At 43.9% G+C, this 15,917-nt stretch carries 12 protein-coding genes; 7 read left to right on the forward strand and 5 right to left on the reverse strand.

Going from position 1 to position 15,917, the window contains the following annotated elements; translation table 11 throughout:
* The first annotated feature begins 20 nt into the window (after positions 1-20).
* The 6 genes from rny to FAY33_RS15985 all read left to right on the forward strand — a co-directional run bounded on the left by rny (position 21) and on the right by FAY33_RS15985 (position 8,598).
* The gene (rny, locus tag FAY33_RS15960) at positions 21-1,580 is read left to right on the forward strand and encodes a ribonuclease Y (RefSeq protein WP_143322226.1); all 1,560 of its coding nucleotides are present in this window, start codon (positions 21-23) and stop codon (positions 1,578-1,580) included.
* Positions 1,581-1,651: 71 nt separating this feature from the next.
* A complete protein-coding gene (locus FAY33_RS15965) occupies positions 1,652-3,076 on the forward strand; it encodes a D-alanyl-D-alanine carboxypeptidase family protein (protein WP_143322227.1) in 1,425 nt (474 codons plus the stop codon).
* Between the two features lie 560 nt (positions 3,077-3,636).
* Entirely contained in the window at positions 3,637-5,163 is a 1,527-nt protein-coding gene (locus FAY33_RS15970; protein ID WP_143322228.1) for an alpha-N-arabinofuranosidase, read from the forward strand.
* Between the two features lie 12 nt (positions 5,164-5,175).
* Positions 5,176-6,771 carry an FGGY-family carbohydrate kinase gene (locus tag FAY33_RS15975; protein ID WP_143322229.1) on the forward strand — a complete coding sequence of 532 codons (1,596 nt, stop codon included), beginning with the start codon at positions 5,176-5,178 and terminating at the stop codon, positions 6,769-6,771.
* Positions 6,772-6,791: 20 nt separating this feature from the next.
* Positions 6,792-7,487, forward strand: a complete 696-nt coding sequence (locus FAY33_RS15980) for an L-ribulose-5-phosphate 4-epimerase (protein ID WP_143322230.1) — start codon at positions 6,792-6,794, stop codon at positions 7,485-7,487.
* A gap of 10 nt (positions 7,488-7,497) precedes the next feature.
* A complete protein-coding gene (locus FAY33_RS15985) occupies positions 7,498-8,598 on the forward strand; it encodes a GntR family transcriptional regulator (RefSeq protein WP_243126801.1) in 1,101 nt (366 codons plus the stop codon).
* Between the two features lie 14 nt (positions 8,599-8,612).
* On the opposite strand, the gene FAY33_RS15990 is transcribed toward FAY33_RS15985, so the two are convergent.
* Positions 8,613-9,458, reverse strand: coding sequence for an AraC family transcriptional regulator (locus FAY33_RS15990; protein ID WP_143322231.1), 846 nt, complete (start codon positions 9,456-9,458; stop codon positions 8,613-8,615).
* Positions 9,459-9,983: 525 nt separating this feature from the next.
* Between FAY33_RS15990 and FAY33_RS15995 the strand changes: the two genes are divergently transcribed.
* Positions 9,984-13,034 carry a glycoside hydrolase family 2 TIM barrel-domain containing protein gene (locus tag FAY33_RS15995; protein WP_143322232.1) on the forward strand — a complete coding sequence of 1,017 codons (3,051 nt, stop codon included), beginning with the start codon at positions 9,984-9,986 and terminating at the stop codon, positions 13,032-13,034.
* A 5-nt stretch (positions 13,035-13,039) separates the two neighbouring features.
* Here FAY33_RS15995 and thiD read toward each other — a convergent pair whose 3' ends face one another.
* From thiD to thiW, 4 genes are read right to left on the reverse strand one after another with little or no spacing between them, the layout of a single operon-like run.
* Entirely contained in the window at positions 13,040-13,840 is an 801-nt protein-coding gene (gene thiD, locus FAY33_RS16000; protein WP_143322233.1) for a bifunctional hydroxymethylpyrimidine kinase/phosphomethylpyrimidine kinase, read from the reverse strand.
* A complete protein-coding gene (thiE, locus tag FAY33_RS16005) occupies positions 13,837-14,478 on the reverse strand; it encodes a thiamine phosphate synthase (protein ID WP_243126802.1) in 642 nt (213 codons plus the stop codon). The genes thiD and thiE overlap by 4 nt, the downstream gene beginning before the upstream one ends.
* Entirely contained in the window at positions 14,465-15,328 is an 864-nt protein-coding gene (thiM, locus tag FAY33_RS16010; RefSeq protein WP_143322234.1) for a hydroxyethylthiazole kinase, read from the reverse strand. Before thiM ends, thiE begins: the two co-directional genes overlap by 14 nt.
* Before the next feature lie 13 nt (positions 15,329-15,341).
* The gene (thiW, locus tag FAY33_RS16015) at positions 15,342-15,881 is read right to left on the reverse strand and encodes an energy coupling factor transporter S component ThiW (protein WP_243126804.1); all 540 of its coding nucleotides are present in this window, start codon (positions 15,879-15,881) and stop codon (positions 15,342-15,344) included.
* Between the last annotated feature and the right edge of the window lie 36 nt (positions 15,882-15,917).

Below are 15,917 nucleotides of genomic sequence, written 5' to 3' on the forward strand. Positions count from 1 at the left end.
TCTAATAAGGAGGTGCTCCTGTGTCAGTATCAGTATTCACGACTGTATTGGTTGTAATTTTGGCATCAGTAGTAGTCGCTTTTATTGCCTGGTCTGCTGCAATCACATATCGTAAGAACACTTACGAGAGTAAAATCGGTTCCGCAGAAGAAAAGTCCCGGGAAATAATAGATGAAGCGTTAAAAACCGCTGAGACAAAGAAGCGTGAAGCTCTCCTTGAGGCGAAAGAAGAGTCTTTAAGGACTAAGAATGAACTGGAAAAGGAAACCAGGGAAAGAAGAGCTGAGCTTCAACGTTATGAAAGACGAGTACTAAACAAAGAAGAAAACTTGGACAAGAAGTCTGAGGCAATGGAAAAACGCGAAGCAGGTCTTGCTGCTCGAGAGGATGCCCTGAACAAAAAAAATGCCGAAGTCGAATTGCTGTATGAAAAAGGCATTCAGGAACTGGAGAATATCTCCGGACTTACCTCCGAACAGGCAAAAGAATATCTTTTAAAATCTGTTGAAGATGATGTAAAACATGACACTGCGAAATTAATTAAGGAACTTGACAACAAAGCGAAAGAAGAAGCCGATAAAAAGGCAAAAGAGTATGTAGTTACAGCCATTCAAAGATGTGCGGCTGATCATGTAGCAGAGACGACAGTTTCTGTTGTACAGCTTCCTAACGATGAGATGAAAGGCAGGATTATCGGTAGAGAAGGACGTAATATTCGTACGTTAGAGACCCTTACGGGTGTGGAACTCATTATTGATGATACCCCGGAGGCAGTTGTATTATCCGGATTTGATCCGGTTCGTAGAGAAGTGGCAAGAATTGCATTGGAACGCCTCATTGTGGATGGTAGGATTCATCCCGCCAGAATTGAGGAGATGGTAGAGAAGGCGCAGAAAGAAGTAGAGACCAATATGCGTGAAGAAGGAGAGGCCGCCGCTCTTGAAGTGGGAATTCACGGTCTTCATCCAGAACTCATCAGATTGCTTGGCAAGCTGAAATACAGAACCAGTTACGGACAGAATGCGTTAAAGCATTCCATGGAAGTGGCTCAGTTATCCGGTTTATTAGCTGGAGAGATTGGCCTCGATATCCGTATGGCCAAGCGTGCTGGTTTATTACATGACATCGGGAAAGCCGTTGACCATGAGATGGAAGGTTCCCATATTCAGCTAGGTGTAGAACTTTGCAGGAAATACAAAGAATCTGCGATTGTGCTGAATACGGTTGAGTCCCATCATGGTGACGTTGAGCCTCAGAGCCTTATTGCCTGCATTGTCCAGGCAGCGGATACTATTTCTGCCGCAAGACCTGGAGCCAGAAGAGAGACTCTGGAAACATATACAAACAGATTAAAACAGTTAGAAGATATTACCAATTCCTTTAAGGGAGTGGACAAGTCCTTCGCTATTCAGGCAGGACGTGAAGTTCGGATTATGGTAGTTCCCGACCAGATCAATGATGATGATATGATTCTTTTAGCCCGTGATATCTCAAAGCAGATTGAAGAATCCTTAGAGTATCCCGGACAGATTAAAGTCAATGTAATTCGGGAGTCCAGAGTAACAGATTACGCAAAGTAAAATAGTGCCCTAAAACCGTATAATACTCTTTTTGCGGTTTTAGGGCATGTTTTATGTTGGAGGATTGATACGTGAAACGTAAGTTGAAAACACTGCTGTGCTGCATGTTAATCAGCCAGCTATTTATTATGACTGTATACGCAAAACCAGACTGGCCGTCAGATACAGATATCCAGGCAGAGGCGGGGATTGTCATTGATGCAGATTCAGGAGCAGTGATATTTGGTAAGAATATGCACGAAGCATATCCTCCTGCCAGTATTACAAAGATATTAACCGCACTTATTGTGCTTGAACATGCCAAACCAGAAGATATGGTTACCTTCTCCAAAGACTCTGTCTATAATGTGGAAGAAGGAAGCGGCAATAAGTTAAATGTAACGGACGGGGATCAGCTTTCTGTAGAAGACTGCCTTTATTCTCTGATTCTTCATTCCTGCAATCAGGCTGCCAATGCTCTTGCAGAACATGTGGCAGGCAGCAGGGAAGATTTTGTGAAGATGATGAATGATAAGGTAAAGGAGCTTGGCGGAACAGAAAGCCATTTTGATAATCCGTCAGGGCTGAATGGGGATACCCAGTATGTATCTGCTTATGATATGGCTCTGATAGCGAAAGAGGCGTATAACAACAAAAAACTGGTGGAGATCAGTTCTTCGTTAAGCCGCAAAATTCCCCCAACTGCCAATAATCCGGAAGGATTGACTATTTACAATGAGCACCGTTTGGTAAAGACAAAGGATTCTTCCAGTGAATTTTATTTTCCCGCAGCAGTTGCAGGAAAAACCGGATATCTGATCAAAGCTGGGAATACTCTGGTGACTTATTCTGAACAGGATGGGAGAAGGTTGATTTCAGTTGTCCTAAAGGGAAGTCCAAGACAGTATTTTATTGATGGAAAGAATCTTTTGCAGTTTGGATATGACCGGTTTCAGAATATAGAAGTAGATGGAAAAGAAACGCAATACATTCAGGGAGAAGAGCCGGTTAAGATTGGAGATACCCAGTATAAGCCTTCGGACTTAAAGCTGCAAACCGGAAGCCAGATCACTGTTCCCAAGGAAGCCTCCTTTTCTGATGTAAAAAAAGAGTTGGTCACAAAACTACCGAAAAACAGTCCGAAGGGGGCAGTCGCCTTCATTCAGTACACTTATAATGACAGGAAGATAGGGCAGGCATACTTAATTGCATCAAATGGAACCGGTGGAGAGACGGAAGAAACGTCTGAGCAGACAACGACCGGGGCCAATAAAGCAGAAGATCCCTCAGGAGCAGCAAAAACGGAAGGCAAACGGAAATCAGGGATTTTTCCTGCTGCAATTGCAGGAATTGTATTGTTAGCCGGAGCAGGAACTGGTTTTGTATTATACAGAAGAAAAAAAGAATTCAGGGAAAGCGAACGCAGAAGAGAAGAAAGAAGGCGCCGGCTGAGAGAAGAAGGCGACCACGAAGCGTTTGAAAAGATTTTAGAGAAACGAAGAAATGGAAAAAAATAAGTAAGAAAATGAAAAAGACCAGCTGGGGTAGCTGGTCTTTTTTCGGAGAAGGTATTTCGTTTCTTATGGGGTGTAGCAAAAACTATATAATGTATTGGGGGGGTTACAAATAATAATATACCCTAAAATGATTAAAAAGTGTCAACAAATATCAAGATTATTCAAAAATAAAATTGTGCATATTGGATAGACGCAGAAGAAAAATTAGAATATTTGCATAAAGGTGGACAAGAAGAATACTATGTTTTAGACTCAATCCACTGAAAATCTTTTTGATTTAAAGAAATTCTTTATTATGAAAAGATTTATAACGAAGAAAACCGGATTCTATTTGAAAGAATGATAAGGATTTGTTAAAAAATCAGAAACAGAGAAAAAACAATAAAAACAACTTGTACAATGGTGCGTACAAGTTATACATTGGTAATAAGAGGATGGGATTCTCATCCTTATGGAGAAGGCAGGGGGAGGAGGTATAAGATTATTATTAGTCAATAAGATTACTTTAAGACGTTTGGTGATTGAATCATAAGGAAAAACCAGAAAGGTTGGTATATCAAATGGCATATAGCAAAGTAAAGATGGTAATTGATAAAGAATATAAAATTGCAGATATTGACGAGAGAATCTATGGCTCCTTTATTGAGCATCTTGGTCGTGCCGTGTATGACGGCATCTATTCTTCCGGACATCCGGAGGCGGATGAGTATGGTTTTCGCAACGATGTGAAAGAGCTGATTCGAGAGTTGAATGTTCCTATTATCCGGTATCCGGGAGGCAACTTTGTATCTGCATTTTGCTGGGAAGACAGTGTGGGTCCTTTAGAAGAACGTCCAAGAAGGCTGGAACTTGCATGGAAGAGCATTGAAGAAAATAAAGTGGGGCTAAATGAATTTACCAGATGGGCAAAGGACGCAGGTTCTGAGGTGATGATGGCAGTGAATCTGGGAACCAGGGGAATTGCAGATGCGTGTAATTTGCTGGAATACTGCAATCATAAAGAAGGCACCAAATATAGCGATTTGAGAATCAGTCATGGATTTAAAGAGCCTCATAACATAAAGACCTGGTGTCTTGGCAATGAAATGGATGGACCCTGGCAGCTTGGACATAAGACCATGGAGGAGTATGGTCGTCTGGCAGAGGAGACGGCAAGAGCCATGAAGATTATTGATCCTTCTATTGAACTGGTGTCCTGCGGAAGCTCGTCTTTAACCATGCCAACGTTTCCCCAGTGGGAGGCTGTTACCTTACAGCATACATATGATTATGTGGATTATGTTTCCATGCACCAGTATTATGGGAATAAAAAGGGAGATACCGAAGATTTCCTTGCCTGCTCGGATGATATGGATCATTTTATCCGTACAGTTATTGCTACCTGCGATTACGTGAAAGCGAAAAAAAGAGGGAAAAAGGACATAAAAATCAGCTTTGATGAGTGGAATGTATGGTATCATTCTAATGCGGCTGATAATGATATTACGGAAAACCATCCGTGGCAGGTTGCCCCGCCCATGCTTGAGGACATTTATAATTTTGAAGATGCTTTGCTGGTAGGGCTGATGTTGATTACTCTGTTAAAACATGCAGACCGGGTAAAGATGGCATGTCTTGCTCAGCTTGTTAATGTGATCGCACCTATTATGACGGAAGCAGGTGGAGGAACTGCCTGGAAACAAACCATCTTTTATCCGTTTATGCACGCATCTTTATACGGAAGGGGAACCGCACTTCTTCCTGTAATCGCAACTCCTAAATTTGATACAGCAACCCATGAAGAGGTAACCGCTGTAGAGGCAGTAGCCGTATATCAGGAAGAGACAGACCAGGTAACCGTATTTGCGGTAAACAGAAGCGTAAAAGAGAATGCGGAAATGACGGTAGATGTCAGAAGCTTTGAAGAATATCATGTTTTAGAACATATTGTATTGGAGTGCGATGACCTAAAGGCGGAGAATGGACCTTTTAGTCAAAAGGTAGCGCCAAAGCATACCAGCCAGTCCGTTCTTCATGAGGGAGTCATGACAAGTACATTACATAAGGCATCATGGAATGTGATACGTCTTGGAAAAAACAAGGTTTAAGGAGGAGTTGAAATGAAGGAGAAACAGGTCGCAGCCATTCGGCAGGGAAAGACAGCCCTTGGAATTGAACTTGGTTCCACCAGAATAAAAGCTGTGTTAATTGACGAAGACCATAATCCTATTGCATCAGGAAGCCACGACTGGGAAAACCGGTATGAGAACGGGATCTGGACTTATTCCCTGGAGGATATCTGGAATGGAGTCCAGGAAAGTTATAAAAGTCTTGCAAATGCGGTGGAGGAACAATATGGAGAGACTCTGACAACCATTGGGGCAATCGGTTTTTCTGCCATGATGCACGGATATATGGCATTCGATAAAATGGGGGAATTACTGGTTCCTTTCCGGACCTGGAGAAACACGATGACAGAAGAGGCTTCCAGGCAATTAACGGAGCTGTTTTCCTATCAGATTCCCCAGCGATGGAGCATCGCCCATCTGTATCAGGCAATTATCAATAAAGAAGAGCATGTTTCTTCCATTGATTATCTGATTACTCTGGAAGGGTACGTTCACTGGAAACTGACAGGGGAACGGGTATTGGGAATTGGTGACTGTGCAGGAATGTTTCCGGTGAACGGTGAGGCAAAAGATTTTAATCAGCGTATGATGGATCAGTTTGATGATCTTGTGAAAGAAAAGCAGTTTCCATGGAAACTCAGGGACATTATGCCAAAGGTCCTCACCGCCGGGGAACCGGCTGGAATGCTGACAGAAGAGGGAGCGAGGCTTTTGGATGTCAGCGGCAATTTAAAAGCGGGAATTCCCTTATGTCCGCCAGAAGGGGATGCCGGTACCGGTATGACAGCGACCAACAGTGTGGCGAGAAGAACCGGTAATGTTTCAGCAGGAACCAGTGTGTTTGCCATGGTAGTCCTGGAAAAAGAACTGTCAAAGGTGTATTCTGAGATTGATCTTGTTACCACACCGGCAGGCGATCCGGTGGCAATGGTGCACTGCAATAACTGCACTTCGGATTTAAATGACTGGGTATCTTTATTCGAAGAGTTTGCCAATATGATGGGACTGGATACGGATAAAAACGCCTTATACTCCGCTTTGTTCCAAAAAGCATTAGAGGGAGACAAAGATGGAGGAAACCTTCTTTCTTACGGATATTTATCCGGGGAACATATAACCGGCTTTGAAGAGGGAAGACCACTTTTTGTCCGTACGCCAAATAGCAGGTTTCATCTGGCTAATTTTATGCGGGTTCATCTTTATACGGCTTTAGGTGCTTTGAAGGTGGGAATGGATATTCTTAAAAAAGAGGGCGTAAAGCTGGATGTGCTTTTGGGTCATGGAGGGCTTTTTAAAACCAGAGAGGCAGGACAAAAAATCATGGCAGCAGCAATGAATGTTCCGGTTGCCGTCATGGAGACAGCAGGAGAAGGCGGTGCCTGGGGTGCGGCTCTTCTGGCAGCTTATATGATTCGAAAGGATGAGGATGAGACTCTTGACAGATATCTCTCTGATAGAGTTTTTGCAGACAATACCGGTACGGTTCTTGCCCCTGATCCTGAGGATGAAGAGGGCTTTGCAGTCTTTATGGAGCGTTATAAAAAAGGCTTAGCCATCGAGCGTGCGGCAGTAGACAATCTGGATTAAACACAGGAAAGGCGATAAACATGCTGGAAGAATTGAAAGTAGCAGTATACGAAGCAAATATGGAACTGCCCCGGAAGGGGCTGATTACTTACACCTGGGGAAATGTCAGCGGCATTGATCGGAAAAGGGGGCTGTTTGTTATTAAGCCAAGCGGTGTTGAGTATGATAAGCTTCAACCGGAAGATATGGTGGTTATGGACTTAAATGGGAACCAGGTAGAAGGAACACTGAACCCGTCTTCTGATACCGCCACCCATCTGGAACTTTATAAGGCTTTTGAAGAAGTGGGAGGAATTGTACATACCCATTCTCCCATGGCGACATCCTGGGCACAGGCGGGAAGAGCCATTCCCTGTTACGGAACTACCCATGCAGATTATTTTTACGGTGAGATTCCATGCGCCAGGAATCTGACTGATGGTGAGATAGAAGAGGATTATGAGAAGAATACAGGACTTGTCATTATAGAGACTTTTAAAGGAATCAATCCCATGCACGTTCCCGGGGTTTTATGTAAGAACCATGGACCTTTTACATGGGGAAGCAATGCTGCCAATGCAGTTCATAATGCCGTTGTGCTGGAAGAGCTTGCAAAGATGAATCTGATGACAGAACTGTTAAATCCGTCTGTGATTCCTGCACCCAAAAGTCTGCAGGATAAGCATTTCATGAGAAAGCATGGTCCTCATGCTTACTATGGGCAGCGCAAAGAATAAGGAGTTATCAGTGACAGAGGACAGTGGTAAAACAAAGTATTATGTATTAATGGAAGAACTGAAACGGGATATTATTTCAGGAAAAAGGAAACCAGGGGACCGTCTGCCATCGGAGAATGAATTATCCGCCGCCTGCCATGTCAGCCGCCACACCGTAAGAAAAGCACTTTCTATTCTGGAACAGGAAGGGTTTATTGAGGCAGAACATGGCAGGGGTACCTTTGTATCCAGGAGAGCTGGAACAAAAAAGGGATCAGGTAACATTGCGGTGATTACCACGTATTTATCTGACTACATATTCCCAGGGCTGATTCAGGGGATTGACAGCGTGCTGACCGCAAAAGGCTACAGTATTATTTTAAAGAATACGGGGAACAGTCGGTTGAAGGAAAGCAGATGTCTGGAAGAGATCCTTGAAAAAGAGGTTGACGGCTTGATTATTGAACCTAGCAAAAGCGAAATCATGTGCGGACATAAAGGGCTTTATGACAAACTGGATTTCTATGGTATTCCTTATGTATTTATTCAGGGATATTATGCCCAGATGAGACAGAAGCCCTGTATTCTCATGGATGACTGTATGGGAGGATATCTGGTGACCCGGCACTTGATCCGGCTGGGACACAAGAAGATTCTTGGAATCTTTAAGGCGGATGATGTGCAGGGAATCCAGCGTCACAAAGGTTATGTAAAAGCATTGCAGGAGGGGGGATTTACCTATGATCCTGATCTGGTCATCTGGTTTCATACAGAAGACCGGAATATGAAACCATCAGAAGTCCTGATCTACCTGCTGGAAGAGGGGGAAAAGATGGATGGAATTGTCTGTTACAACGATCAGATTGCCCTTGAAGTGATTAAAGCTTTGGAACGGTGCGGGTTATCTGTTCCTGAGGATATTTCAGTGACAGGCTATGATAATTCTTTCATTGCGGAGAATGCGGTGGTAAAGCTTACCACCATCGCCAACCCCCAGGAACGGCTGGGGGCTATGGCAGCAGAACTTCTTCTGGAAAAGATTCAGGGAATACCAGATGCAGAAAGCCAGGTAAAGCGGATATTAAAACCTGAACTGGTAGTAAGGGAATCCTGCAAAGACCGGAGAATTTAACGGTATGTGAATCGCTATAACTGTGATTTTCTGTATTCTGCAGGAGAAAGACCGGTGTATTTTTTAAAGATCCGGCTAAAGTAGAGGGGATTCTCATATCCAATAATCTGTCCGATCTGTCCAATGCCGTAGTTTGTGCTTTCTAAGAGCTCCTTTGCTTTTTGAATCCGGATAGAGGTCAGGTATTGCCGGGGAGGAAGTCCGGTATATTGCTTGAAACTCCGGATAAACCAGCAGGTACTCATATGAAGTTTTTTTGCATACGCCTCCATTTGGATATCCTCTGTGAAGTTCTCATGGAAATCGTGAACCGCCTGTTCCATATCGTTTCTGATTCCGGATTTTTTATTTCCTCCTTCTCTATGAAAACGCTCCAAATACAGGAAGAGCTGACGGAGGAAGAGGGTGGATAGTTCCTCAGAACAGGATCTGGGAAGCTGTATTTCCCGAATGATGGAGAGAAAGATGTCCTGATATCTGGGCGAAATCCCGGTATATACCACAGGATTTTCTGAAAATCCAGCACGTCCTAAAAGATCATGGACTTCTTTCCCTGTAATGTGCAGCCAATATACTTCTGGTTTGTCAGCCAAACAGTAGGAATAATGCTGGCACTGATGGGGAAGGTATAAAACCATGTTTCCGGCTGGAACTTCCCTTAATTCATTCCCCAGTTGAAAGGTGGCCTTTCCTGCTGCAATGTATAAGATTTGATAATCGGGTCTGCCAAAGGGGCGGTTTGTGACCATGACAGGAAGGGTGAGAAGGCGGTAGACGCCGCAGCAGTTGATTCTTAGAGAAACCTCATAATCTTCCAGTTGTTCATCATTCAGATTCCTATATCCGGTATTGGTATACATGGTTTCAGCTCCTTGGATATTTTCTTGATTGTATCATCTGAGGTATGTTTTGTCTATGGAATGACAGGAAGATTCTAATCTGTACATGTCTTATATTTAATATGCACAACTAGTCTGATCGTCCCATATACTACTTATATAATCAAAGAAATGAGGTAGTTTATATGAGTTGTTCATGGGGTAATAGAAATAATTGCTGCAGCAATTCCAATAAATGTTGTAATTCTGGAAATAAAAGCAATGTAGATCCTTGTGCAGAGGAAAAAAGAAGATGTTATTGTGAAGGTTACCGTGCTGGCTGCAACGATGCTTCCTGCCGTCGCAGTAATGATGATAATTGCTGTTAATTGTAACAATGCCAGGTTCCCATTTTAGGGACCTGGCGTTTTTTCGTTACAGGATCGTTTTGCGATTCTCCTATAAAAAGGGTTTGTATCATTTTGTGTATATTTTGTCTCATCAGAGTTATGGATTTTTCATTCTTATCTCTTATAATAAAAGTAGTATAGGGAGGAGGAAAATACCATGCTTGTACCCAGACATTATGAGAATCTGCATCTGCTGCATGAAAATACCATGCCAAACAGATCCTACTACATTCCAGCATCCAGAGCGCTGTTTGATCTGACCTCTAACAGGGAACGTTCGGACCGGTTCCAACTGCTTAATGGCAACTGGAAATTTCGTTATTATGATAGTATTTACGATTTGAGTGAGGAATTTTACCGAGAGGATTACGATGCCAGTCATTTTGATGAGATACCTGTTCCAGGTTGCTTTCAGAATTATGGCTGGGATAAACATCAGTACACCAATACCCGCTATCCATTTCCCATGGATCCCCCCTATGTGCCTCAGGAAAATCCCTGTGGTGCTTATGTGCATCATTTTTCTTATAAAAGAGAAGAACAGGCACCAAGGTCATATTTGAATTTTGAAGGAGTGGATTCCTGTTTCTATGTCTGGTTAAATGGAAGCTATGCAGGATACAGCCAGGTATCCCATGGAACCAGCGAATTTGATGTGACTGCCCTGATCCGGGAGGGAGAGAATATTCTTGCTGTTCTGGTTCTCAAATGGTGTGATGGGAGTTATCTGGAGGATCAGGACAAATTCCGTATGACTGGGATTTTTAGAGATGTGTATCTGCTAAAGAGACCGGAAGAGGGGATTTATGATTACTTTTTTCATACCGTTCTTAAGGAAGGAAAAGCCCATATTCAGTCGGATATTACTTTTATGGGGAAAGAGGTTCCGATAAAGGTTACGGTTCTTGATGGGAATGGACAGGTGGCAGCCGCAATGGAAGAATCCTTATCCGGTGGAACCATTGATTTAATTGTTGATAATCCTTTTTTGTGGAATGCGGAACAGCCTTATCTGTATACGGTTATACTGGAATCCTCAGGGGAAGTTCTTGTTGACCGGCTTGGAATCAGAGAGATTGCAATGAGAGAGGGAGTTTTTTATTTCAATGGACAAAATATAAAGTTTCGTGGGGTAAACCGCCATGACAGTGATCCGGTAACTGGATTTACCATTAGCCTGGAGCAGATGAAAGAGGATCTGCGGTTGATGAAGGAGCACAATGTAAATGCAATCCGCACCAGTCATTATCCCAATGCACCGCAGTTCTATCAGTTATGCGATGAATACGGATTCTATGTCATTGATGAGGCGGATAATGAGAGCCATGGCGCTGCTTATATTTATATGGAAGACCGTTCTTCTGATGTGTGGAGAAACCGGTGGAACCATGGGATTTCTGATAACCCGGAATTTACGCAGGCCACAGTTGACCGGGTAAAGCTTTTGGTGGAGAGGGATAAAAACCGTACCTGTGTTGTGATCTGGTCCATGGGTAATGAGTGCGCCTATGGTTGTACCTTTGAAGCGGCTCTTGCGTGGACGAAGGAATTCGATCCTTCCAGACTGACCCATTATGAGGGAGCCCGTTACCGCTCAGCAGATAAAATCTATGACTATTCCAATCTGGATCTGTACAGTCGAATGTATGCCAGTCTGGAAGAAATCCATGAATATAGGAAAAGAGAGGAAAAGAAGCCCTTTATTCTCTGTGAATACAGCCATGCTATGGGCAATGGTCCTGGGGATTTAGAGGATTACTTCCATGTATTCCATCAATATGATGAGGTGTGCGGCGGATTTGTATGGGAATGGTGCGATCATGCAATTGATCAGGGGAGAAATCTGGACGGAAAACCCATGTATCTTTATGGCGGAGATCACGGGGAATATCCTCACGATTCTAATTTCTGCATGGATGGGCTGGTATATCCTGACAGAACGCCACATACCGGTCTGAAAGAGTATAAGAATGTGTACCGCCCCATCCGGTTAACAGACTTTGACCAGAAAGACGGGAAACTGGTATTTCATAATTATATGGATTTTGTTTCGGTAAAGAATTATGCCTCTCTTGCATATGAAGTGACCTGTGACGGGGAGGTCCTGGAGCGGGGGGTTATGGAAGAAAAACATTTTGAAGATATTCTTCCTCATAAGGACGGAACTGTTTTTTTAAACATCAGTGTTCCGGAATCGGGAGTATGTTATCTGAAGATTCAGTACTTATTAAAGAAGCCATCTGCATTTCTGGAAGCGGGATATGTTCTGGGGTTTGATGAGGTTCATCTGCTCAATCAGGATGGAAAAAACCAGAAGACCATATTCTTGTGGGAAAAGGCCAAAGGGCAGGAGGGGACGTTTGAAGTGAAAGAAAGTGACCGGCATCTGACGGTCTCTGGAAAAGACTTTTCTTATATCTATAATAAACTGACCGGATGCTTTGAGAATATGTCATTTCAAAACAATTCTCTGCTGAACCGGCCTATGGAGTATAATATCTGGCGTGCACCAACGGATAATGACAGCAGGATAAAGTCCAAATGGCTGGAGGCACACTACCACAGGGCGGGAGCGAGAGCTTATGATACTACATATGCGGTGGAAAAAGACCGGGTGCAAATAAGAACCACGCTATCTATTCTGGCAGTTTCGGTGCAGAGAATTATGGATATTCATGCACTTTGGACGATCTTGCCCGGTGGAGGGCTGGAAGGAAGGCTGGAAGTGAAAAAAGACAGGGAATTTCCGGAACTGCCAAGGTTTGGACTCCGGCTGTTTCTTCCAAAAGGGATGGATCAGGTGACTTATTACGGACTTGGACCTTATGAGAACTATATTGACAAAAAAAGAGCCAGCTTCCATGGGCTGTTTACCTCCTGTGTAAAGGATCTTCATGAGGATTATTTAAAACCTCAGGAGAATGGAAGCCGGGGGGATTGTGATTTTGTTACAGTAAAGGGAGAAAACATTTCCTTAACTGCTTTTTCAAAAGAAAAGTTCTCTTTTCAGGCATCGGTTTATACCCAGGAGGAATTGACTCAAAAGGCGCATAATTTCGAGCTGGTTCCCTCTGACAGTACGGTTCTCTGTCTCGATTACCGGCAAAATGGCATTGGATCAGAAAGCTGTGGACCTGATATGCAAAAAAGGTATATGTTTGATGAGGAAGAATTTTCTTTTATCCTAAGGCTTGTTCCTGCTCTTTAAAAGTTTCAGAAATGGGTCCAGCCGTGCCAGACTGGTCCATTTCCTTTTCCAAGGTTCAGTTCTGCCAAAAGCGCACCTCTTAGATACTCTTTGGCAGAAGAAATGCTTTTAATTAAGTCTGTTCCTTTTGCAAGACCGCAGGCAATGGCGGAGGATAAGGTACAGCCTGTGCCATGGGTGTTCTCTGTCATAATCCGCTCACCTTTGAACCAGGTAAGAGAACCGTTGTGGCACAGAACATCGCTTGCCTCCTGATCCAGATGCCCTCCCTTTAATAAAAAGGAGGTGTGGAATGTCCGGGACAGTTCAACAACCGCAGATTCCATATCCTCCAGGGAAAGAATGGGGCTCTTTGTGGATAACAGGACTTCCGCTTCTGCCAGATTGGGGGTAACCAGACAGGCAAGAGGGAATAGGCGGCTGGTCAGGGTTTTCACCGCTTCTTTCTGAAGAAGGGTTCCTCCGCTGGTAGACACCATGACCGGATCCACCACAACAGGAATGGAAGGCAGGGCTTCCAGATGATCTGCAATGATTTCAATGGAAGATACGGTTCCGGCCATACCAATTTTAATTGCCTGGGGCGGAATGTCAGAGAGGACTGCTTCAAGCTGTGCCAGAAGCATCTGGGGTTCCACCGCTTGTGACAGATAAACTCCTGTTGTATTCTGGGCGGTAAGAGCGGTGATCACACTGGAACCGTAAAGTCCCAGTGAGGTAATGGTCTTTAAATCCGCCTGAATTCCTGCGCCTCCGCTGCAGTCTGAGCCTGCAATAGTCAGTACTGATGGAAGAAGAAGGCTCATGACAGCACCGCCTTTCCGGCTTCTTTTTTTAAGGCATGAACAGCAGCAGGAATATCCTTCTGTCCAAAGATGCCGGAAACTACAGAGACACCGGAGATTCCAGTTCCCTTTAAAAAGGAAACATTCCCGGAAGTAATTCCCCCAATGGCAGTAACGGGTATGGGAACACAATTGCAGATTGCCTGTAACTGCTCCTTTGTCATGACAGTGGCATCTTCTTTGGTGCTGGTTTGAAATACGGCTCCGGCACCAAGATAATCAGCACCGTCTTTAAAAGCCTGCTTTGCCTGTTCTGGATTTTTCACAGTGACTCCCACAATCTTATCTGGACCCATCAGACGGCGGGCTTCTTTAGCGGACAGGTCATCCTGTCCCACATGAATCCCGTCTGCTTTGCATTTTAATGCAATGTCCACATCATCATTAATAATAAGAGGCACTCTGTATTGATTGGTCAGTTTTCTTACTAAAATTGCTTCTTCTAAGAACTCAGATTTGCTCATATTTTTTTCTCTGAGCTGTAACAGAGTAACCCCTGCTGCAAGTGCTTCTTCTATCTGCTCGTACAGCGTCTTTTCTCCTGTAAATGTCCGGTCTGTAACGGCATAAACAAGGAGCATGTCCTTATAAAAATTCAATTCGTAACCCTCCCTTTAACTCCTGTTCGCTGGCGCAGCTTATTTCATCCATAAGAAAAGTATGGAAACTTCCGGTTCCTGCCTGCTGTTTTTTTACCTGGCGGGCAGCCTGTTCTCCGCATAGACCATACATGGCAGTTGCCAGAGAAACGGTTTCTAAGATCTGGCTTTTGGAAGGCTTAGATTCAGTGGTGTAATCAGAGGCGACGCAGGCGGCAATTACGCCATCTAACATACAGCCGCTGCCCGTAATTCCGGACATGTCGGGACAGCCGTTTTTCACCAGTCTGGTTTCACATTCCGTTGATATGATATCCGTGGCGCCGGTCATGACGATAACTGCACCTGTCATACGGCTTAAAGCTCTGCATGTTTCTATGAAAGAATTCAGATTATCTCCGGTGATTTTATCTTCAAAAGAGGCATCAACTCCCCGTATGGCAATGGAATTGTGTTCCCCTTTCGGGTCTGTTAAGCTTTGAAGCAGAATACGCAGTTCTGAAACATTTCCCCGGATCACCGTAACGTTTACATGGTTTAGTACTTCCAGAACCAGTCTGGTGCGAAAGGTGGAACAGCCCATGCCTACCGGATCAAAAAGAACGGGAATATGCAGTTTGTTTGCCTGTATTCCAGCCTGTATCATGGCTGCTTCTGTAGTATCTCCTGGTGTTCCCATATTCAGTAAAAGACCATTGGAGCGTGCAGTGATCTCTGAAACCTCCTGGGGAGCATCTGCCATAACCGGAGACCCTCCACAGGCAAGAATGATATTTGCCACAGATTCTGTTGTTACATAGTTGGTGATGCAGTGAATCAGTGGGTTTGTTTTTCTGACGATATGGTTCATGCAAGTGTCCTTTCTATTCGTTTATCAGCCGGGTGAGATAGGAGATCAGCCCCGTGCGATGCAAGATCAGTAAGAGAATGGCTGCCAGAATAGTTCCGCAGACTGTACTCATAAGAAACGGAGTTACAAAGAAGAAAACTGCAACCTCTTTTCCCATCAAAGCGGTGGCAATGGGATAGCAGAGAACTGCTCCGATCAGCCCGGTTCCAAAGATTTCTCCCAGACAGGCTGGGACAAAACGGCAGGTTTTCTGGAAAAGGAATGTGCTTAAGGCTGCACCTGCCATGCTGCCAGGAAAAGCGAGAAGGCTTCCAGTTCCCAGCAGATTGCGGATGAAAGAAGTACTAAATGCCATGGAAATCCCGTAAACAGGTCCTAAGAAAACGCCTGCAAAAACGTTAACCAGATGCTGGATAGGAAAACATCTGGAAGCACCAATGGGGATAGAAAATCCTGAGAGTGCAACGGTAAATGCCACCAGCATTCCACTGACTGCCAGTTTTTTTATTTTCATTCTACGGATCGTTTGTGTTTGATGATTCACGTTATTCATGAAAATTCCTCCTGTTAATATTATTTACACAATGAA

This window comes from Clostridium sp. HBUAS56010 (genome assembly GCF_007115105.1).
Lineage (GTDB): Bacteria > Bacillota > Clostridia > Lachnospirales > Lachnospiraceae > Lacrimispora.

Bases quoted from the DNA above. Each gene is read 5' to 3' on its own strand.
- FAY33_RS15970 (WP_143322228.1), top strand. From the start codon at position 3,637: ATGGCATATAGCAAAGTAAAGATGGTAATTGATAAAGAATATAAAATT.
- FAY33_RS15975 (WP_143322229.1), top strand. From the start codon at position 5,176: ATGAAGGAGAAACAGGTCGCAGCCATTCGGCAGGGAAAGACAGCCCTT.
- FAY33_RS15980 (WP_143322230.1), top strand. From the start codon at position 6,792: ATGCTGGAAGAATTGAAAGTAGCAGTATACGAAGCAAATATGGAACTG.
- FAY33_RS15990 (WP_143322231.1), bottom strand. From the start codon at position 9,458: ATGTATACCAATACCGGATATAGGAATCTGAATGATGAACAACTGGAA.
- FAY33_RS15995 (WP_143322232.1), top strand. From the start codon at position 9,984: ATGCTTGTACCCAGACATTATGAGAATCTGCATCTGCTGCATGAAAAT.
- thiD (WP_143322233.1), bottom strand. From the start codon at position 13,840: ATGAGCCTTCTTCTTCCATCAGTACTGACTATTGCAGGCTCAGACTGC.
- thiM (WP_143322234.1), bottom strand. From the start codon at position 15,328: ATGAACCATATCGTCAGAAAAACAAACCCACTGATTCACTGCATCACC.
- thiW (WP_243126804.1), bottom strand. From the start codon at position 15,881: ATGAATAACGTGAATCATCAAACACAAACGATCCGTAGAATGAAAATA.